The organism is Kiritimatiellia bacterium, from assembly GCA_025054615.1.
GTDB lineage: Bacteria > Verrucomicrobiota > Kiritimatiellia > CAIVKH01 > CAIVKH01 > JANWZO01.
The window spans coordinates 1-19,647 of sequence record JANWZO010000013.1 but is presented as its reverse complement, the minus strand read 5'-3'; the positions used below and the strand labels follow the sequence as shown (position 1 = coordinate 19,647).

Sequence of the window (19,647 nt, the reverse complement as noted above, 5' to 3'; positions counted from 1 at the left end):
AGTTCAAGCCCAGCGCGGGCGCCTAAGATGGAGGCAAACGACACGGCCGTTCAGGCCAGGTGGGGATTGACCTTGGGCCATTCGGCAATCGGCGGTAGCAGCCCCATCGCGATGACCTCGTCGCGAAGCTTGACCAGATGTCCGTAGGAGGCGCGCAATTCCGCCATTTCCGCCTCGGTACCGGCCGGAACGCGGTACGAGATGCCGTCCCGCGAGAGCGTGGTCTCGACGGCCATCATGATGTGTTCGAACCCATGCGCCGGCTCGTGCACGTAGCAGCCGACCGGCCAATCATAGCCCTTGCCGTCCATCACGGCCTTAACTGCCAACAGCGTGTGGTGGGATGGGCTTTGGAACGAGCTGCGGCCGCGGAGCTCGATGATCCGCTTGCCTCCTTGTCGGACGTGTTGCTGGATGGCCTTCCACTGGTCTGCTGTCAGCGCCGGCGTTCCGATGAGATCCGCCAACGGCTTTCCATCTACTTTCGCAGTGCTGGCGAAAGGCGCCATCATCTCGCCGTGTCCGCCGTAGGTTCGGCAGCCGGTGATCCTGTCTTGGGGCACTTTGAAGTGCTGGGCGAGCGCGGTTTGGAGACGCGTGCTGTCCAGCGCGGCGAGGGTCATCAGGCGCGCAGGGTGCAGTCCGCTATGGACAAGCACGGTCAGTCCCGTGATGTCGGCAGGGTTGAAAATGATCGCGGCGAATTTGAGGTCGGGACAGTGCGCGCGGATGTCTCGGCCGAGTTGCCGCGCGATTTCGCAGTTACCGCGGAGCAAATCTTCGCGGGTCATGCCCTCTTTGCGCGGGGCGCCGCCGGAGGAGATGAGGTACGAGGCGCCGCGGAGCGCTTCCGCGATATCTGTCGTCCATGTGATGTTCGCGCCGGGAAACGCACAATGGTACATCTCCTCCGCCGCGCCCTGCAGGCCCTTTTCGAACGGGTCGTACATGCAGACATTCGGCGTCAGCCGCATAGTCAGCGCAGTTTGGACGAGGTTGGAACCGATTGCCCCGGCGGCGCCGAGGATCACGAGTTTGTCGCGAGTGATGTAGTCCATGTTCATCCTTTCCGCGGGCGAAGGGCCGGCATTGGTGTCCGATTGATGTGATTCCCATTTCCTACCGCGTCAGGGCGTACCCGGCAAGCCCAACTGTCGGCAGGGCGCGAGGGGGGGCTGCGATTTCCATCTTGCGCCGGCGGACCGCCGGTCGGATCATCGATTGTTTTCAAAGGTTTTGAAACATGGAAGCCGGGATTGTCGGACTGCCCAATGTCGGGAAGAGCACGCTGTTCAACGCGTTGACCGCTGCCGGTGCCGAGGCGGCGAACTATCCTTTTTGCACCATCGAGCCGAACGTCGGCGTGGTGCCAGTACCGGATCCGCGTCTGGCCATTATCAACCGCTACATCCCGACCCGGGCTGTAATTCCCTCGGCGCTCAAGGTGGTAGACATTGCGGGGCTGGTGCGCGGCGCCAGTGAGGGGCAGGGGCTCGGCAACAAGTTTCTTTCGCACATCCGAACCGTGGACGCCATTTTGCATGTGGTGCGCTGCTTCGAAAATGAGGATGTCACCCACGTGGACGGTTCGGTCGACCCGCTCCGCGATATCGCGACGATAGAGACCGAACTGCTTCTAGCGGATTTGCAGCAGGTCGAGGAAAGCCTGCATCGGAGCCAGAAGGCAGCCCGGGGCGGCGACAAGGAAGCGATGGCCCGCGTGAACGCGCTCGAGCAATGCCGCGCCGCGCTTTCGGCCGGCCGACCCGTCCGGTCGCTCGCGCTCGACGCGGAGGCCAGCGCCGCGCTGAAGTCATTCGGGCTACTGACTGCCAAGCGAGTGCTCTACGTCGCGAATGTGGACGAGGCCAATTTAGAGGGCCGCGGCCCGCTCGTGGAGGCGGTTCGCCGCCACGCGGCCGAGCAGGGCGGGGAGGTTGTCGCCGTCTGCGCCAAGATCGAGGCGGAACTCGCGGAACTGGACGAGACCGACCGCTCGGAGATGCTGCAGTCGCTGGGGATGCCCGAACCCGCGCTGGCCACTGTCGCCCGCGCCGCCTACCGGTTGCTCGGCCTCCAAAGCTTTTTTACGGCCGGCGAAAAGGAGATTCGCGCGTGGCCGATCCCTGTCGGCGCGACAGCCCCGCAGGCCGCGGGCGTGATCCACAGCGATTTTGAGCGCGGCTTCATTCGTGCGGAGGTCTACAGCGTGGATGACCTGGTTCAGTACGGGTCAGAGGCGGCGATTCGCGCGGCGGGCAAGCTGCGACTCGAGGGCAAATCCTACGTCGTCCGCGACGGCGACATCTGCCACTTTTTGTTCAACGTCTAGCCGCGGCTTGAGCAGGCATGATGGGCGGCGCCTCGCCTGCAAGCTGACCGCAGGCTGCGCCAATCTCCACCCCCCGCTCGACGCGGACTGTGCACGGAATTGCGAGCGATTGCAGCGCAGCCTGGAAGGCGCGCACGCGGTTCCGGTGGGACCGACTCAATGGCGTGCCCGGGACCGGATTCCACGGGATCAGGTTCACATGCATCAATTCGGGCCGGATTCCGCTGGCGCGTAGGAGGCGGCCCAGGTCCTTGGCCTGCTCCGTCGAATCGTTCTTCTCCTGCAGCAACACGTATTCGAAGGAAACGCGGCGACCGGTCTTTTCGGTGTATTCGCGCACCGCCTCCAGAAGGTCTGCGATTGGGAAGCTTTTGTTGACCGGCATCATTTCGGTTCGCAGCTCGTCGTTCGGCGCGTGCAGCGAGATGGCCAGGTTGATCGGCAACGGATCGTCCGCCAGCCTCCGTATGCCAGGGATTAATCCCACCGTGGATACCGTGAAGCTGCGGGCCCCCATATTGAAGCCCTCGGGATCGTGCAGCAGCTCCACCGCGGCCCGCCAGTTCGCGTAGTTGTTGAATGGTTCGCCCATGCCCATGAACACCACGTTTGTCAGGCGTCGGACAGGGAACGGCTCGTGTTGGACCAGCCGCGCAGCCCAATAAACCTGCTCAACAATCTGGCCCGGCGTCAGGTCGTGCAGGAATCCGAGTTTGCCGGTTGCGCAAAAGACGCATGCCATGGGACAGCCCGACTGGCTGGATACGCAAACCGTCGCGCGGTCCGGGTACACCATCAGCACGCTCTCGACGGGTGAGCCGTCCGGCAGCTGGAACAGGGCCTTGCGCGTGAGCCCGCCGTCTGCAGCGCGGACCGCCGCGCAGGCGAGCGTGCCAATGCGCGTTTCGGCATGGAGCCGCTCCCTCAGGGCCCGGGGCAGGTCGGTCATCTGCTCAAAGGACGCGGCGAGATGGACGTGCAAGTGGCGATAAAGCTGTTTTGCCCGAAAGGCCGGTTCGCCCCACCGGCTCAACAGCGCGGCCAGCTCTTCGCGCCGGAAGCCCAGCAGATCGGGTCGCGGGTCCGTAGTCATACGCGCAGTCGACGGGCGATCCACTCATGGGCGATGTGGACGGGAAATCGCTCCGCGGAGATTTCGTCGAATGCGGCCTCCTTGTCGACCGGACCGACGGGTCCGTCGACGGCGAGGATCGGCACTGGCTCGCGCGTGTGGCCGCGCCGGGAGACCGGTGTACGGTGATCCATCGCGACGATCAGGCGATATGGCTCGCCGCGCGCTTCCAGTGCGCGCCAGATGGGACCCACGATGCGCGCGTCGAACATTTCCACCGCCTGTTTTTTGAGATCTGCTCGTCCGAGGTGTCCGCATTCGTCCGGCGCCTCGAGGTGAACATAAGCGAAATTTCCCGTTTCGAGCGCGCGAAGCGCCGCGGCGACCTTGTTTTCGCAGTTAGTGTCCAGAAAACCCGTTGCCCCGGGGATCACAGGCGCGTCCAGCCCGGCAAGGCGGCCCAAGCCGCGGACGAGATCGACGGCGGATACCACGATGCCCTGGCGGCCAAACCGTTCGGCATACGATTCCAGCCTCACCGCGCGGCCCTGGCCCCATAACCAGATCTGCGTGGCCGGCCGCTTGCCGGCCGCGACGCGCGCGCGATTGACGGGGTGGTCCCGCAGAATGGGGCGCGAGGCCTCCATGAGGCGGCGCACTTCCTCTGCCCGATCGCCACGGGGGAGGTGAACGTCGACCGGCTGGTCGGCGATTTCGTGTGGCGGCTGCGTTTGCAGGTCGATCGGACCATTCCGCCAGACCAACAGGTGACGGTAACTCACACCGGCGTGGAACGACAGGCCCGGTCCGCCGAGCGCCGTTTGCACCGCCGCGATCAACTCGCGCGCCTCCTCCGTCGGGATGTGTCCGGCGGAGTAGTCCTTCATTTTCCCGTCCTCGACAGTAACCAAATTGCAGCGAAACGCGACATCCTCTGGCGCGAGGTCGATGCCGGCTCCGGCCGCCTCGATTGGCGCTCGCCCGCTGTAGTGGGCGGCGGGGTCATAGCCCAACAGGCTCAAATTCGCAACGTCGCTGCCCGGGGGCAGATTGGGCGGGACGGTCTGGATGCGTACGATCTCGCCGACCGCGGCGAGGCGGCGGATATGGGGAATCGAAGCCGCCTCCAGAATCGTTCGGTTCCCGAGCTCCGGCACGGGATAGTCGCCCATGCCGTCTCCAACCAGGATGGCTACCTTCATGCGGTGGCCACCTCGACGCAAATGCCCGAAAATCGAGGCAGCGTGTCGCCCTCGAGCCCGCCGAATAGCACATGGCCAGCGAACGCGGAGGCCGCCCGAAGCCGACGGGGGTGTGGACCCAGGTTGACGGCGCACCGCAGAACCCGGCGGCCATATCGCCGGTCAAACGCGAGTACCGAACGCTGGCTCGGCTGGCAGTCTTCGCCCGCGTCGAACAATGTGAAGGATCCGCGGACCAGTTCGGGACGGGATCGGCGCAGGCGTATCAAGTCCTGGAAAAACTGGTAGATCGCCGCGCGCTCCGACGGGTCTCGAGCGAAGCAGTTGCCCTCGAATTCGACGGACTCCTGCTCGCGCACATGGTCGGCAAGCTGGATGCGCCGGCGTTTGCCGATGGGGACCAGCCGGTCGTGGATCGGCGGGCGGTTCAGCGCGCCGAATTCCTCTCCGGTTAAGAGGAAGGGTAGCGTGCGCGGCGCCATGAAAATCAGCATGTTAATGGCTTTGGCCGCCTCAGGCCCGAACAGATAAAAGCCCCGCCCCTCGTCGTGGTTGTCCGTATAGCGTGCGACGAACGGTGGGCGGTGTTTGCCATATCGCTCCTCGTAATTCAGGATCGCGCGGGCGAATGCGCCCGCGATGCCGCCATGCAGAAACGCCTCGTATCGGTCCTTGAAGTCCTGGTTCCCCGCGAGGCCGGCCGCGGGCACGATCGCTGAGCGTCCGTCCTCCGAAATTCCGTACAGATTCGCGCAGACTTTGTAGAAATCGTCATCGTAGGCGGCATTAATGCCCCGGTCAAACAGGTCGGCGTTGTTCGCAAAGCCGTAGCATTCGGCGAGGAACAGCAGCTCGCGATCCGGGTGGCGGCGTCGCAACTCGGGAATCGCCTCGTTCCAGAAGGACCTGTCGTTGATGAAGTGCGCCATGTCGAGCCGGAAGCCGTCGACCCCGTCACCGCCGCCGAGCAGGTTGAGCCAGAAATCGTAGATCTCGATCATCTCGCGGCGCAGCGCCGGCTGCCGGTAGTCCAGTTTGGCCGTGTCGGACCAATCGCAGTCGTAGAAAATCTCCCCGTCCTCACGCCGGACGTAAAACTCGGGGTGCGTCTCGACCCACACGTGATCGCGGCTGGTGTGGTTGGGGGTGATGTCGAGGATGACCCTGAACCCCAGGCGGTGCGCTCGCGCCACCAGCATCTTCATATCATCCAGCGTTCCGTATTCGGGATCGATCGCGCGGAAGTCGCGGATCGAATAGGGCGAGCCGATACCCTTGCGGAAGGCCCGGCCGATCGGATAGGGCGGCATGAAATACAGGACATTCGCCCCGAGTTTCCTGATCGTCGGCAAGTTCCGCGCGACATACGCCAGCGGCGATTCGGCCGGCGGCTTTTCGCGCGCCGCCTCAATCGCGTTCCGGGGCTCGCGCACCGCCAGTCCGCGCAGATTGATCTGATAGATGACGGATGACGCAATCCAGCTCTTCATGCGGTCGCACCCTATCATTGGCGGGCAAAGCGCGGCAAGCCCGCCGGCAGCAGCACGCTCCGAGCCCAACCCGCTTGACTCCCCGGCGCCGCGCCGGTTTGATCCGTGCGTGGATGCCGCACCGCCTGAACGAATGAAACTTCACGAACTGGGCGAATTTGGGCTGATCCGCCGTATCATCGCGCCGCGATTTACCGCGCTTCAGGACCGCGCCCTGGGTATCGGCGACGACTGCGCGATCCTGCCCGGCGACGGAGCCGAGGACTGGCTGGTCACCACGGATCTGCTCGTGGAAGATGTGCACTTTCTGCGGGCGCGGATCCCGCCCCGCCAGCTCGGGCGCAAGTCGCTCGCCGTCAATCTGAGCGACATCGCCGCAATGGGCGGCACCCCCGCCGCCTGCTTCCTCTCAATCAGTCTGCCGGGCGACCTCGATGTGGAATGGCTGGACGCGTTCTTCGAGGGGATCCGCGAGATGGCGGACATGAGCCGCTGCCCGCTCATGGGCGGCGACACCACCGGCTCGCTGCGTTCGATTGTCATCAATTTCGCCGTCGTTGGCAGAGTCGCTCGCGGTCGCGCCAAACTCCGGTCCGGCGCGCGCGCCGGAGATGTGCTGGCGGTCACCGGCTGGCTGGGCGACTCCGGCGCGGGCCTGCAGCTTCTCCTCGAGGGCAAACCGATCGATTGCGAGGATGCCGAGCGCCTCGTAACTGCCCATCACGATCCGCGGCCGCACCTGGAGGAGGGCCGCTGGTTGGGCGCGCGGCCCGAAGTGACGGCGATGATGGACATTTCCGACGGCGTTGATTCCGATGTGCGGCGAATTCTCGAACAAAGCGGTCTCGGCGGGGCGGTGATCGACCTCGATGCGCTGCCGAAATCTGAATTCATGCGTAGGATTTGCGCGCGTTACGGCTGGGACAGCGCGGAGCTCGCCGCCTCGGCGGGCGAGGATTACTGCCTTTTGGTAGCGGTCGATCCCTCCGGATATGAAGGGCTGTCGCGCGACTTCCTCGCGCGGTTCGGCCGGCCGCTGGCGCAGATCGGCGTACTGTCCGCCTCGGGTGGCGTACTCTATCGGAAGGGCGGCGCCCCAGCCGCGCTGCGCCGCAGCGGTTTCGACCACTTCAGGAGCCCGCCGTGACGCCGCCGCGCCTCCTCACCATGGCCGGGTCCGACAGCGGCGGCGGCGCCGGTATCCAGGCGGACCTCAAGACCTTTTCCGCGCTCGGCTGCTACGGAATGGCTGCCGTCACCGCGCTGACGGCGCAGAACACGCTCGGCGTTCGCTCGATCCATGTCCCCCCCGCCGACTTCGTTGCAGAGGAAATCGACGCCGTGCTCGAGGATATCGGCGCGGATGCCGTCAAGATCGGCATGCTTGCCACGGCTGAGATCATCAGGGCCGTAGCGGCCGGCCTGGAGAAACATCGCGTCCGGCGCATCGTACTCGACCCCGTGATGGTGGCGACCAGCGGCGACCGGCTGCTCAGGGAGGATGCGCTTGATGCGTTGAAGATCCGGCTCATCCCGATCGCAGGCCTTGTCACGCCTAACTTGAGCGAAGCCTCCGCCCTCCTCGGCCGCGCGGTGCGGGCAGACCCAGCATCCATGGAATCGGCCGCGCGCGATCTGCTGGACCTTGGGTGCCGTGCGGCGCTGGTCAAAGGCGGACATGGGACCGGGCCGGAAGCGGTGGATGTACTGGCAGAGCGCGTCGAAAACGGAATCGACATTCACGCCTTTCGCGCGCCGCGGATCGCGACGGTGAATCTCCACGGCACCGGCTGCACCTTGTCCTCGGCGATTGCGGCGTTCTGGGCGCGGGGCGCGTCGCTGCCGGAGGCCGTCCGCGCCGCCAAGCAATACCTGCACGGTGCAATTGCCGCGGCCGCCGAATGGAAGCTCGGCGGGGGGCACGGGCCGGTTCACCACTTTCACGCGTGGTGGGACGCATGACAACTGACCCCGCAGCGCGACGCGCCCCGTCAATTTTTCCATCGCATGGAAAAATGATCCGGAACAGTTTCCATCGCATGGAAATTCCAGACCATGGAAAATCGCTCCGATGCCGCGGATGGTGTGCTTGAAATCCCGGGGAAGGACGAATAGTCTGATGCACTTATGGCCCGAACGTTGTTTCAGAAGATCTGGGATGCTCATGTCGTCAAAACGTTGCCCGACGGCACTGTGTTGCTTTACATCGACCGCCATCTGGTCCACGAGGTGACCAGCCCGCAGGCGTTCGAGGGTCTTCGGCTCTCGAAGCGCCGCGTGAGGCGGCCGGACCTGACTTTTTCCACGCTTGATCACAATGTGCCGACGGATGACCCGTTCAACATCCGGGACCCAATTTCGAGGGCGCAGGTGGAGGCGTTGATGGCCAACTGCCGGGATTTCGGGATCAAGCTGTTTGACTATTCGACCGGCCACCAGGGGATCGTGCACGCCATCGGCCCGGAACTGGGCTTGACACTGCCGGGCCTGACCATCGTCTGCGGCGATTCCCACACCTCGACGCACGGCGCGTTTGGCGCGCTCGGTTTCGGAATTGGCACGTCGGAGGTGGAGCACGTGCTGGCGACGCAGACGCTCCGACAGAGCCGGCCGAAGACCTTCAAAGTGGAATTTACCGGCCGGCTCCAACCGGGTTGCGCCTCGAAGGACATGATCCTCAAGTTGATCGGCCTGATCGGCACGGCAGGCGGGACGGGCTATGTGCTCGAGTATTGCGGCGAGGCCATTCGTGCGCTGTCGATGGAGGCGCGCATGACGATCTGCAACATGAGCATCGAGGCCGGCGCCCGGGCGGGCCTGATCGCGCCGGACGAGACGACCTTCGAATATGTCGCCTCGGGCGACAGGCCTTACGCGCCGCGAGGCGAGGCGCTCGAAAAGGCCATTGCCTACTGGAGAACGCTGCCGACCGACGAAGGAGCCGTCTTCGACCGGACGATCACGATCGATGCCTCTCAAATTGCGCCGCAGGTGACTTGGGGCACAAGCCCGGGGATGGTTACCGATGTGACGGGCGTTGTGCCGGAGCCGGACCAGGTGCCCGGCTATAGCCGCAAGGACGTTGAACAAGCGCTTGAGTACATGGGTCTCCGGCCGGGAATGAAGATCACGGATATCCGTCCGGACACCATTTTCATCGGAAGCTGCACGAATGCGCGAATTGAGGACCTGCGCAAGGTCGCCAAATTAATCAAGGGCCGGCGCAAAGCGTCGAACGTCCGTGTAATGGTCGTGCCCGGCTCGCAGCAGGTGCGCCGGCAGGCCGAAGCGGAGGGGCTCGACCGGATCTTCAAAGAGTTCGGCGCGGAGTGGCGTCACGCGGGGTGCAGCATGTGCCTGGGCATGAATCCGGACCAGCTCAAGCCCGGCGAACGAAGCGCGTCGACGTCGAACCGAAATTTCGAAGGCCGGCAGGGCAAGGGCGGGCGCACACACCTGGTCAGCCCCGAAATGGCGGCGGCCGCCGCGGTGGAAGGGCATTTCGTCGACATTCGAACATGGGATGGGCTGAAGGCCCTGTATTCCTGAAAACTCCAGGGAGGACGGCTTCGCATGGAACCTTTCTCAACGCACCGTGGATTGGTGGCGATTTTGGACCGCGCAAATGTGGATACGGACGCCATCATTCCCAAGCAGTTCCTGAAATCGATCAAGCGCACCGGCTTCGGCGAGAGCCTGTTTTTCGACTGGCGGTACCTGCCCAACGGGGAGCCGGATCCAAATTTTGTGCTCAACCAGCCCCGATACAAGGGGGCATCCATTCTCGTGGTCCGAAACAACTTCGGTTGCGGTTCGAGTCGTGAACATGCGGTGTGGGCGGTCATGCAATACGGATTTCGCGCCGTGATCGCGCCGAGGCAGGAGATTGGCGGCGCGATGGTGCCGGGCTTTGCGGACATCTTCCGCAACAATGCCGTCAAGAACGGTCTTCTGACGGTTGAACTGTCCGCCGCGGAGGTGGACACCATCTTCGATATGGTCGAGCGCAACAAAGGGCTGGAGGCGACGATCGATTTGGACGAGCAGCGCGTCGTGCTCCACCTGCCGGAGGAGATCGCGTTCCATTTCGACATCGACCCGGTCGTCAAGACGCACCTCCGTCACGGTCTGGATGAAATTGCGTTGACACTCGAGCACGAGGCGGACATCGCCGCGTTTGAGGCGCGGCACAACGTGCAAATGCCGGCCTGACCGGCGGGGCGCCGATGCTGCGCCGCACGTTTGTCCACCTCCCGGGCGTCGGCGAGCGGACCGAGCGTCGTTGGTGGGCGAGGGGCCTCTCGGATTGGGCGAAGGCCCTAGAATCCGATTGCAGTGCCGACCAGCGGGACGTGCTCGAGCAATCAATTAGGGCCTACGAGGCGGGCAACTGGGCGTGGTTCGAGCGGGCGATTCCGGCGGCGTACAAGTGGCGCGTGTGGGGCGAGCTGGCGGACCGCGCGCTCTTTGTGGACCTCGAGACCGATGGCGGAATGGGTCCCGAATCGATCACGGTGATCGGCGCCTATGACGGGCGGCGCTACCGCGCGTTTGTCGCCGGCGAGAATCTGCAAGAGGCGGCGGATTACCTCGAATCGTTCCCTCTGCTGGTGACGTTCAATGGGTCATTGTTTGACCTGCCACTTCTCCGCGCGCGGTTCACACACCGGCTCCGCAATCATCTTCATTTGGATTTGCGATATCCGCTTCAGCGGCTGGGGCTTCGGGGCGGGTTGAAGCGGGTGGAGAAGGCGCTCGGCCTGGCCCGCAGTCCGGAAACGGACGGTCTGGACGGCTGGGACGCCGTCCGGCTATGGCGCGAATGGGTTCTAGAGGGATCGCACGCATCGCTCGCGCGGCTTCTGGCGTATAATGAGGAGGATGTGCGAAACCTCCGGGTCCTCGCGGACTGGATGTTTGCGCGACATCAAGAACGATTGGCCCTCGACCCGCCATGAACATTGTCGTCCTGGACGGTTACGCGCTGAATCCGGGAGACCTGTCCTGGGCGCCCTTTGAGTCCATGGGCAGTCTGACTGTCTACGACCGGACGTCGCCGGAACAGGTGGAGGCGCGAGCGAGATTGGCGGATGCGGTGCTCACCGTTCGTACGCCGCTGAATCGGGAGATCATCCGGCACCTGGGCCAATTGCGTTTCATCGGTGTGCTCGGCTCCGACCCGTCGCACGTGAACGTTGAAATTGCGCGGAAACGGGGGATTGAAGTGGCGGATGCCGCCGGCGCGGACGTCGAGTCGACGGCTCAGTTGGCGATGGCCCTATTGCTTGAGCTGACTCACGGCGTCGGCCACCACGCACACCTCGTCCGGGGCGGTCGCTGGTGCCGCGGGCCCGATTTCACCTTTCGCCTGCATGCGCTGACCGAGCTACAGGGCCGGACGATCGGCCTGGTGGGCCTGGGGCGAATCGGTACCGCTGTGGCGCGTATGGCAGCCGCCTTTGGGATGGAGGTTTTGGCGCATGATCCTTTCATTCGAGAGGCGCCGCCGCATGTGCAGCTTGTGCCGCTCGAGGAGCTGGCCTCGCGGAGCGATGTCGTCAGCCTCCATGCCATTCGGACGCCGGCGACGGAACACCTGGTGAACGAGGCTTTCCTTCACCGCATGAAAAAGAGCGCGTTTTTGATCAACACCGCACATGGTGCGCTGATCGACGAAACCGCGCTGGCTGCTGCGTTGCGGGCCGGGCGAATCGCTGGTGCGGCCGTCGATGTGTTGAGCGAAGAGCCGCCCTCGCCGAAGAATCCCCTGCTGCGCGCGCCGCGGTGCCTCATCACGCCGCATCTCGGCTGGGGGACAGTTGCAGCCCGTGAAAGGATTGTCCGCACAGTGGCGGACAAGTTGCGGCAATTTGTCGAAAAACGAGCGGCCGCGCTGTGAATCTCTTCTTGATCGACGGGATCGGCCCCTTTTTTCGCGCTCATCCCAAAATCCGCGCGAATTGGTCCAAGATCCCGTTCGTCCATCTCGAAAAGGACGGCGCGCTGCCCCGATCCATCTGGGACCGTATCCACGAAGATTTCGACCGGTTTTGTGCGCGCGTGGCCGCGGTCGGCTACAACGCGATTACGCTCGACGATGCGGCCCATCTCTATGACCACCCGTCGTATCCGACGCCCCTTCGGGAAAAGCTGGCGGCCTATCGGCAGGAATATCGCCGTCTCTTCAACACGGCGCGCGAGCGCGGCTTGCGGGTATTCATCACGTCCGATGTGATGTTTTACAACGAAGTCCTCGAGCGCGAAGTGGGCGACTCGCCCCGCCGGGTTTCCGCGTTCTTCGCTGACGTCATGGAGGCACTGTTTTCGGAATTCCCCGAGATTGCGGGTTTGATCGTCCGCATCGGGGAATCCGACGGGCGAGACGTCCGCGGGGACTTCCGGAGCCGCCTGGTGATTCGACACCCACGCCATGCGCGCGCCTTCTTGCGGGCGGCGCTGCCGGTGGCGGAACGGCACCGTCGGCTTCTCCTCTTCCGAACGTGGTCGGTCGGAGCTTATCGGATTGGCGACCTGATGTGGAATCGCGACACGTTCACGGAGACGTTCGGCGGTGTGGACAGCCCCGCGCTGGTGCTGTCGATGAAATATGGAGAGTCGGACTTTTTCCGGTACCTGCCGCTGAATCAGCATTTTTTCAGAAGCGCCCATCAGAAGGTGGTGGAGCTACAGGCTCGCCGCGAATACGAGGGTTGCGGCGAGTTTCCGTCGTTTATCGGCGGCGATTACGCGGCCTATCGCGACGCGCTCAAATCCGCCTCGAACATGCTGGGCATCATGGTGTGGTGCCAGACCGGCGGTTGGACGCCATTTCGTCGGTTGAGTTACCTCGAGCCGGAGGGGCTCTGGAACGAGATTAATACAGAGGTCGCCTTATATTTGTTTCGGGACGGCCTATCCGTCGAGGGGGCGCTCCGCCGTGTTTTCTCCGAGCGGTTCGGAACCGGCCGATGGGATTTGTTTGTGGAGTTTTTCGAAACGTCGGAACGCGTCATCAAGCTGGGGCTTTACGTTCGGGAATTTGCCCAGCGGAAGCTGTTCTTCCGCCGATTGCGCGTGCCGCCGCTGCTGACCGTCCATTGGGACCAGATCCTGATCACGTCCTATATTCGAAAGCTCCTACGCGCCTTTGTTGTTGATCCCGCGCGAGCGATCGCCGAGGCGGACCGCGCGCTGACGGATCTGGCGAGGATGGAACACCTGGCCCAGGAACTGGGCCTCCCTTCGGAGGATATCCAATTTCAGCGCGAGACCTTTTCCGTGCTGCGTGCGGCCCGGCAGTATTTCTTTGGCGAATTCGACGAGGACACGCGCGCCATGCTGCTCGACGCCGTGGCTGCCTACCGACAGCGGAGCGGCCGGTCCTTCACCGTGAATCTTGACCTCGGGCCGCTCCGCCTCTCGCGGCGCCGCATGCGGAGGGTAGCCGCAATTCTAATCCGGGACCAGCGGGGCTACCGCCGCCTCCTGGATCACATCGTGACGATCCGCCTGCTGTCCTGGTTCCGGCCGATTTTGCGGCTGTCCCGGCTTCGCGCCCTGCCGGACTTCGCGCACGAACGCGCGATGGGAATCGATACCGTATTGCGTTGAAGCGGACGGGGCCGGCTTCCGTGTGAGGCGGGAAAAGAGTGGAGCGGGTGGCGGGAATCGAACCCGCGTGACCAGCTTGGAAGGCTGGGACTTTACCACTAAGCTACACCCGCAGATAACCTCACATGTTGCAATGGCGTGCGATTTCCGTCAAGAACCGCCCCCTCGGCTTCGATGGCGGCATCCCATTGTCGGCGGCGCCGCGCCGATCGGGGAGCAGGGAGCAGAACGATAATTTCTACTCTTCAGCGTTCCAACGGATTTCGGTGACCGTCGGCGGCTGGCCGCCCTCGTCTGGCGGGAACGTGACGAGAATGAACCGCGCTGTCGGAGGGTCGAATTTTGCGTCGACCGGATCGAATTCGGGCCATTCATCGGCCGTTTCACTGATAAAGATCCTGGTGTTTGTGGCGATCCCGTCCGGGGTTTCCACAACGAGATTCTTCAGGGCGAGAGACGGATGAAATTCGGCCGCGATCCACCATGCGGGCTCACCGGCGGCGCCCGACCAGAGGGAATCGGGATCGCGATCCACAACATGCCAAACATTGGTGTGCGGTTCGGCTCCGCTGCTGGCCGCGACGAAGATCGGGCGCGGGTCATCGGCGGAGGACTCCATCCCCTCTGAAGCTACGGAGCGAGCGGCGAGGGCCGCCAGCACGCGCCGGCGCAGTTCGGCGGCTGCCCGGATGTCGGCGGCGACCCGAGGTCCCTCGGCATACAGAGCGCGGACTTCGTCGGCCTGAAGGGTGCGAGCGTAAATCAGCACGTCATCGATGGCGCCGTGGAAGAAACGCGGATCTTCGCTGTCGAGGTGACGTCCGAGCTGGAAATTTCCGGCGATATAGGAGTCATCCTCTGAATAATCCCGCTCACCGGCCAGCTCCCCGTTCACGAACACTTGGAGCTTTGGACCGTAAGACACGACCACGTGCGCCCACTCTCCGGAACGGAAACGGGCCGGCACGGCAAGATTCGCGTTGAAGGTCCGTGCGTTGTTGCCAATGACAAAACTGTGGCCGAAGGCGTTGCCGATCCCGCTGTCGACGACCGAGAAGGCCCGTTCACCGCGGCGAGCGTCCAGGCGGAGCCAGAACGAGAAGGCGATTGGGAATCGCTTCCCGGAGACGGGCGTTGCCGCATAGGCGCCCTGTCCATCCAGCCACAGGGCTCCGTTCGGATTTCCGTGCCGATCGACGGTGAACGTTGCGCCGATGAGCTGCGCGTCGTGGCCGCGGCCGGAGGCGTCTTCGGCGTTGCCGTCGAAGAAGTACGCCGCCAGCAGTCCGTCGGTCAAATCAGCACGGGCCGTCGCGGCGCACGCGAGAAAGGAGAGAAACACGGATGCAAGTTTCATAGCGGATAAAAGCGTACCCCGCCCGAAGCCGGTCGGCAAGGGAGGCGGTTTGCCATTGACCCAACATTACCGACAACTCACCATTCGCCGGTTCTATGGCGTATCCCTTTCAGAAAATCGAACCCAAATGGCAGCGTTACTGGCTTGAGAACAAGACGTTCCGAACGCCGGATGAGCCGGACCCCTCCCGTCCAAAATTTTATGCGCTGGACATGTTCCCGTATCCGAGCGGCGCCGGCTTGCATGTCGGGCATCCGGAGGGCTACACGGCCACGGATATTGTCTGCCGCTACAAGCGGATGAGGGGATTCAACGTGCTGCACCCGATGGGGTGGGACGCGTTCGGCCTGCCGGCTGAACAGTACGCACTAGAAACCGGGACGCACCCGCGCGAGACAACCTACCGAAATATCGCCCGCTTCCGGGCGCAGTTGCAGGCAATCGGGTTCTCCTACGACTGGGATCGCGAATTCGCGACCACTGACGAAGATTACTACAAGTGGACGCAATGGATTTTCCTCAAGCTGTATGAAAGGGGCCTGGCGTATCAGGCGGAAGTGCCAGTGAACTGGTGTCCCGCCCTCGGCACGGTGCTTGCGAACGAGGAGGTCGTGGACGGCAAATCGGAACGCGGCGGCCATCCGGTAATCCGCAAACCGATGCGCCAGTGGATGCTCAAAATTACTGCGTACGCCGACCGTCTCCTCAAAGACCTCGATCTAGTGGACTGGCCCGAGAGCATCAAGGAAATGCAGCGGAACTGGATCGGGCGTTCCGAGGGGGCGGAAGTCCGGTTCAAGGTCGCGGGCCGCGATGACGAAATCGTCGTGTTCACCACGCGGCCAGACACGCTGTTCGGCGCCACCTACATGGTGCTCGCGCCCGAACACCCTCTCGTGGAGGCCATCACCACTCCCGAGCGCCGCGACGAGGTCCGGGCCTATCAGGAGGCCGCCGCGCGGAAGAGCGACCTCGAACGAACCGACCTGCAGAAAACGAAGACCGGCGTCTTTACAGGGGGCTACGCGATCAACCCCGTGAACGGAGAATCAATTCCCGTCTGGATCGCCGACTACGTGCTGGCCGGCTACGGCACCGGCGCGATCATGGCTGTGCCCGCGCACGACACGCGGGACCTCGAATTTGCCCGCGCGCATCAATTGCCGATCCGCGTCGTGGTGCAGCCCATTGACGGATCCGATCCAGTCGGCTTCACCGGGGACGGGATCGCGGTCAATTCTCCGCTCATCGACGGGCTTCCCACGCCGGAGGCGAAAAAGCGGATTGTGAAATGGCTGGAAGAACGCGGACTGGGCAGTTTCAAGGTCAACTACAAGCTGCGCGACTGGTTGTTCAGCCGCCAACGCTATTGGGGCGAGCCCTTTCCCATCATTTTCGTCGATGGCCAGCCGAAGCCAGTGCCGTATGACCACCTGCCGATTCGTTTGCCTGATGTTCCGTCCTACAAGCCCAGCGGCACTGGCGAAAGTCCGTTGGCGGCGATTCCGGAATGGGTCAACACCACCGATCCCGAAACCGGAAAGCCCGCGCGGCGCGAGACCAACACGATGCCGCAATGGGCCGGCTCATGCTGGTACTACTTGCGGTTCATTGATCCGAAGAATCCGCATGCGCTGGTGGACCCCGCGAAGGAACGCTACTGGATGCCCGTTGATCTCTACGTCGGCGGCGCCGAGCACGCCGTACTGCATCTGCTCTACGCGCGGTTCTGGCACAAGGTGTTGTACGACTGCGGCCTGGTGTCGACGCCGGAGCCCTTCCAGAAGCTGGTCAACCAGGGGATGATCCTCGGCGAAGACGGCCAGAAGATGAGCAAGTCGCGGGGCAACGTCATCAATCCGGACGACATCATCCGCGAATATGGCGCCGATTCGTTGCGGCTTTATGAGATGTTCATGGGGCCCCTTGAGGCCGTGAAACCGTGGAGCATGCGCGGCGTCGAGGGCGTTTTCCGGTTCCTCAACCGCGTGTACCGACTGGTCTGCGACGAGGACACCGGCGCGGTCCTCGATGCGGTCGCCGACGTTCCGCCGACGCGCGAGCAACAGCGCGCCCTACATGCCACCATCAAAAAAGTGACTGAGGACATTGAGGGCATGCGCTTCAACACGGCGATCGCCGCGATGATGGAATTTGTGAATGAGGCGCAGAAATGGGAACGCCGCCCCCGCGCCATCCTCGAGCCGTTCGTGCTGATTTTGAGCCCCTTCGCGCCCCATCTCTGCGAAGAGCTCTGGGAAAAGCTCGGGCACTCGTCGACCCTTGCCTACGAGCCGTGGCCCAACTACGACCCGGCCCTGCTAGTGGAGGAGACAGTCGAAATCCCCGTGCAGGTCAACGGCAAGCTCCGCGGAAAAATCACGGTCCCCAAAGGATCGGAGCCATCGGTAGTCGAGGCGGCCGCGCGCGAAGCGCCCGGCGTCCGCGCGCACCTGGAAGGGCGAACGCTGCGAAAGACCGTGTACGTGCCGGAGCGACTGATCAATTTCGTGGTGTCCTGACGGGCCGAAGTTTCTGGAGCCGCGCGGCGACTGACTGCGGGTTCCTGCGCCCTGATCCGCTGAGATTGCCGACGAATCCCCACCCCGCAGGATCCCGCCAATTTTGGTCTGCCAAAAATTTTTTAGAAATGTCCAATGTATTGACTCGTTAGAAATATCCTCTTTCCAAACGGACGGGCGGTCTTAGGCGATGTCAATGCCGGAGCTGCTTGCCGACCATTTGTCATAAAACATTTGGAGCGGCGAATTCCGTCCTTCCCTATTCCGCACCTGTAAGAGCGGTTTCCTTGCTGACCGTATCCGGCTCAGGGTGGAACCGGGCACTCCCTTCCTCACGGAGGGACGCCTTCCACGGTGTCCGCAAATCGAATCTGGGACGGTGCCGTCGAAGATCGGCGCGGGAGAAACCGCGCCCTCCAATATGCCCAATCTGGATTGGCGGTTCCCAACCTGACCGCCCAAAATTCACACTTGAGAATCGATCACGTAAGCGTGTGCCCCTTCAGAAGATCTGGATCGCGGAAACAGTGGGCGTGTGAATGTGGGGTATATATGAGCATCGGAGTCGGTGAGTCGGGCATGGGGTGGTGTCGAGAAATAACCGCAGAAGGTTGGGTACACAGGGCTGGCGGGGTCTTGTCTGCCGCCGTCGAGGCGCTCGAGAAACACAGTGAGCGAATGGAAGAAAGTAATCTTAAATTTCGGGACTCTTCCAGGCATTGAGCCGGGAACTGGAGGCGCCGAGGTGAGCGATTTCACAGTCATGGACAAGGAGAAAACGCGTATGAAATCTACGAACATAAAGTGGAGGAAATCGGCGATGAAACGAGGATGGTTGTTCGCGATGCTTTTGATCGGGGCCGTAGCCGACTTGGCGCGGGCGGATGCGCCGGGGATGATTCACTATCAGGGACGGCTGGCGTTGGGGACGAATCTTTACAGCGGGCCGGTCAGCTTGGTCTTTCGAATGTACGATGCCTCGACGGGGGGCGTACTCTTGCACACTAGCACGAATGCCGCGACAGCGGTGGACGGGCTGTATGCGACGGTGATCGGTCAACATGGCGTGATCGGCAATCTCGACGCTGCGCTGACGAACGCGCAAGTGTGGCTAGAGGTTCAAGTCAACGGTTCGACCCTCAGCCCGCGGGAGCGGCTGTTCGCGGTGCCGTATGCGCGGGCGGTGCACGGGCTGCGCGTACTCCATACCAATAACATCGTCCTCAATTCGGACCTGGGATCGAATATGATCGGCGATGAATCCCTGCACTCGGCGATTGGCGGCGGGGCGGAAAATCGAATCGAAACGAATGTATGGTATGCCACAATCAGCGGAGGAGAACAAAACCATATCCAAACATATTCCGACTATTCGAGTATTGGCGGCGGAAGGCAGAATTGGATCGAAGCGAATACCTACTACGCAACGATAGGGGGCGGGAATAACAATCTAATTCAAACAGGCGCGTATTTCGCGGTGATTGGTGGTGGATCAGAAAATGTCATTCATTCGTTCGCTTATTATGCCGCTATCGGAGGCGGATCGCAAAACCGAATCCATACGTATGCGGACGGTTCGACGATTGCTGGCGGTTGGCAAAATGCGATCCAATTTAGCGCATCGAATGCGACCATCAGCGGAGGATCGCTTAATCGAATTCAGCTCTTGGCAAAGTATGCAACCATTGGCGGCGGGGTCGAAAACGAAATTCAAGCAGGCGCGGAGCACGCGACAATTGGCGGAGGGTCTGGGAATCGAATTCGAACAAACTCATTTTATTCAACGATTGGCGGAGGCGTTCAAAATAGCATTCGCCCGTTTGTTGAAAGATCGACCATCGGCGGCGGCGGTCAGAACGAAATTCAGCAGTATGCGAGCCAAGCCACCATTTCCGGAGGTCAATTCAACCAAATCTATACCTATGCGTCCTATTCTTCGATAGGCGGCGGATATCTCAACCAGATTTTGCCGTATTCTTTCTATTCATCGATAGCAGGCGGTTGTGTAAATCTAATCGAATCGAATGCGTCCTATTCGACGATTGCCGGGGGCTGGCAAAA

At 62.7% G+C, this 19,647-nt stretch carries 15 protein-coding genes and 1 tRNA gene; 10 read left to right on the top strand and 6 right to left on the bottom strand.

The window, feature by feature from the left end:
• Positions 1–50: 50 nt before the first annotated feature.
• Positions 51–1,058, bottom strand: a complete 1,008-nt coding sequence (locus NZ740_07220; protein MCS6771803.1) for a malate dehydrogenase — start codon at positions 1,056–1,058, stop codon at positions 51–53.
• A gap of 185 nt (positions 1,059–1,243) precedes the next feature.
• Between NZ740_07220 and ychF the strand changes: the two genes are divergently transcribed.
• The gene (ychF, locus tag NZ740_07215) at positions 1,244–2,332 is read left to right on the top strand and encodes a redox-regulated ATPase YchF (protein ID MCS6771802.1); all 1,089 of its coding nucleotides are present in this window, start codon (positions 1,244–1,246) and stop codon (positions 2,330–2,332) included.
• On the opposite strand, the gene rlmN is transcribed toward ychF, so the two are convergent.
• From rlmN to NZ740_07200, 3 genes are read right to left on the bottom strand one after another with little or no spacing between them, the layout of a single operon-like run.
• Positions 2,322–3,425, bottom strand: a complete 1,104-nt coding sequence (rlmN, locus tag NZ740_07210) for a 23S rRNA (adenine(2503)-C(2))-methyltransferase RlmN (GenBank protein MCS6771801.1) — start codon at positions 3,423–3,425, stop codon at positions 2,322–2,324. The two genes, ychF and rlmN, sit on opposite strands and share 11 nt — an antisense overlap.
• Positions 3,422–4,606 carry a cofactor-independent phosphoglycerate mutase gene (locus NZ740_07205; GenBank protein ID MCS6771800.1) on the bottom strand — a complete coding sequence of 395 codons (1,185 nt, stop codon included), beginning with the start codon at positions 4,604–4,606 and terminating at the stop codon, positions 3,422–3,424. The genes rlmN and NZ740_07205 overlap by 4 nt, the downstream gene beginning before the upstream one ends.
• On the bottom strand, positions 4,603–6,096 hold the full coding sequence (locus tag NZ740_07200; protein MCS6771799.1) for an alpha-amylase family glycosyl hydrolase: 1,494 nt from the start codon (positions 6,094–6,096) through the stop codon (positions 4,603–4,605). Before NZ740_07200 ends, NZ740_07205 begins: the two co-directional genes overlap by 4 nt.
• Before the next feature lie 133 nt (positions 6,097–6,229).
• Between NZ740_07200 and thiL the strand changes: the two genes are divergently transcribed.
• The 7 genes from thiL (at position 6,230) to NZ740_07165 (ending at position 13,707) form a co-directional block, all read left to right on the top strand.
• On the top strand, positions 6,230–7,243 hold the full coding sequence (gene thiL / locus NZ740_07195; protein ID MCS6771798.1) for a thiamine-phosphate kinase: 1,014 nt from the start codon (positions 6,230–6,232) through the stop codon (positions 7,241–7,243).
• A 20-nt stretch (positions 7,244–7,263) separates the two neighbouring features.
• Positions 7,264–8,058, top strand: coding sequence for a bifunctional hydroxymethylpyrimidine kinase/phosphomethylpyrimidine kinase (gene thiD, locus NZ740_07190; protein ID MCS6771797.1), 795 nt, complete (start codon positions 7,264–7,266; stop codon positions 8,056–8,058).
• Positions 8,059–8,223: 165 nt separating this feature from the next.
• Positions 8,224–9,645, top strand: a complete 1,422-nt coding sequence (gene leuC, locus NZ740_07185) for a 3-isopropylmalate dehydratase large subunit (GenBank protein ID MCS6771796.1) — start codon at positions 8,224–8,226, stop codon at positions 9,643–9,645.
• Between the two features lie 24 nt (positions 9,646–9,669).
• Entirely contained in the window at positions 9,670–10,308 is a 639-nt protein-coding gene (gene leuD, locus NZ740_07180) for a 3-isopropylmalate dehydratase small subunit (GenBank protein ID MCS6771795.1), read from the top strand.
• Positions 10,309–10,322: 14 nt separating this feature from the next.
• Positions 10,323–11,054, top strand: a complete 732-nt coding sequence (locus NZ740_07175) for a ribonuclease H-like domain-containing protein (protein ID MCS6771794.1) — start codon at positions 10,323–10,325, stop codon at positions 11,052–11,054.
• On the top strand, positions 11,051–11,995 hold the full coding sequence (locus NZ740_07170) for a D-2-hydroxyacid dehydrogenase (GenBank protein MCS6771793.1): 945 nt from the start codon (positions 11,051–11,053) through the stop codon (positions 11,993–11,995). Before NZ740_07175 ends, NZ740_07170 begins: the two co-directional genes overlap by 4 nt.
• Entirely contained in the window at positions 11,992–13,707 is a 1,716-nt protein-coding gene (locus NZ740_07165; GenBank protein MCS6771792.1) for a hypothetical protein, read from the top strand. Before NZ740_07170 ends, NZ740_07165 begins: the two co-directional genes overlap by 4 nt.
• Before the next feature lie 39 nt (positions 13,708–13,746).
• Here the strand turns inward: NZ740_07165 and NZ740_07160 are convergent.
• Positions 13,747–13,820, bottom strand: a tRNA-Gly gene (locus NZ740_07160).
• A gap of 125 nt (positions 13,821–13,945) precedes the next feature.
• Complete coding sequence (locus NZ740_07155) at positions 13,946–15,064, bottom strand: LamG domain-containing protein (GenBank protein MCS6771791.1); 1,119 nt, start codon at positions 15,062–15,064, stop codon at positions 13,946–13,948.
• Between the two features lie 95 nt (positions 15,065–15,159).
• Here NZ740_07155 and leuS point away from each other — a divergent pair, with 95 nt between their 5' ends.
• A complete protein-coding gene (gene leuS / locus NZ740_07150; GenBank protein MCS6771790.1) occupies positions 15,160–17,586 on the top strand; it encodes a leucine--tRNA ligase in 2,427 nt (808 codons plus the stop codon).
• A gap of 820 nt (positions 17,587–18,406) precedes the next feature.
• Positions 18,407–19,647, top strand: a 1,241-nt coding sequence (locus tag NZ740_07145; protein MCS6771789.1) for a hypothetical protein, incomplete at its 3' end; no start/stop codon positions are given.

Excerpts from the sequence above, each read along its gene's own strand:
- NZ740_07220 (MCS6771803.1), bottom strand. The coding sequence starts at position 1,058 with ATGGACTACATCACTCGCGACAAACTCGTGATCCTCGGCGCCGCCGGG.
- thiD (MCS6771797.1), top strand. The coding sequence starts at position 7,264 with ATGGCCGGGTCCGACAGCGGCGGCGGCGCCGGTATCCAGGCGGACCTC.
- ychF (MCS6771802.1), top strand. The coding sequence starts at position 1,244 with ATGGAAGCCGGGATTGTCGGACTGCCCAATGTCGGGAAGAGCACGCTG.
- rlmN (MCS6771801.1), bottom strand. The coding sequence starts at position 3,425 with ATGACTACGGACCCGCGACCCGATCTGCTGGGCTTCCGGCGCGAAGAG.
- leuS (MCS6771790.1), top strand. The coding sequence starts at position 15,160 with ATGGCGTATCCCTTTCAGAAAATCGAACCCAAATGGCAGCGTTACTGG.
- NZ740_07200 (MCS6771799.1), bottom strand. The coding sequence starts at position 6,096 with ATGAAGAGCTGGATTGCGTCATCCGTCATCTATCAGATCAATCTGCGC.
- NZ740_07175 (MCS6771794.1), top strand. The coding sequence starts at position 10,323 with ATGCTGCGCCGCACGTTTGTCCACCTCCCGGGCGTCGGCGAGCGGACC.
- leuC (MCS6771796.1), top strand. The coding sequence starts at position 8,224 with ATGGCCCGAACGTTGTTTCAGAAGATCTGGGATGCTCATGTCGTCAAA.
- thiL (MCS6771798.1), top strand. The coding sequence starts at position 6,230 with ATGAAACTTCACGAACTGGGCGAATTTGGGCTGATCCGCCGTATCATC.
- NZ740_07155 (MCS6771791.1), bottom strand. The coding sequence starts at position 15,064 with ATGAAACTTGCATCCGTGTTTCTCTCCTTTCTCGCGTGCGCCGCGACG.
- NZ740_07170 (MCS6771793.1), top strand. The coding sequence starts at position 11,051 with ATGAACATTGTCGTCCTGGACGGTTACGCGCTGAATCCGGGAGACCTG.
- NZ740_07205 (MCS6771800.1), bottom strand. The coding sequence starts at position 4,606 with ATGAAGGTAGCCATCCTGGTTGGAGACGGCATGGGCGACTATCCCGTG.
- leuD (MCS6771795.1), top strand. The coding sequence starts at position 9,670 with ATGGAACCTTTCTCAACGCACCGTGGATTGGTGGCGATTTTGGACCGC.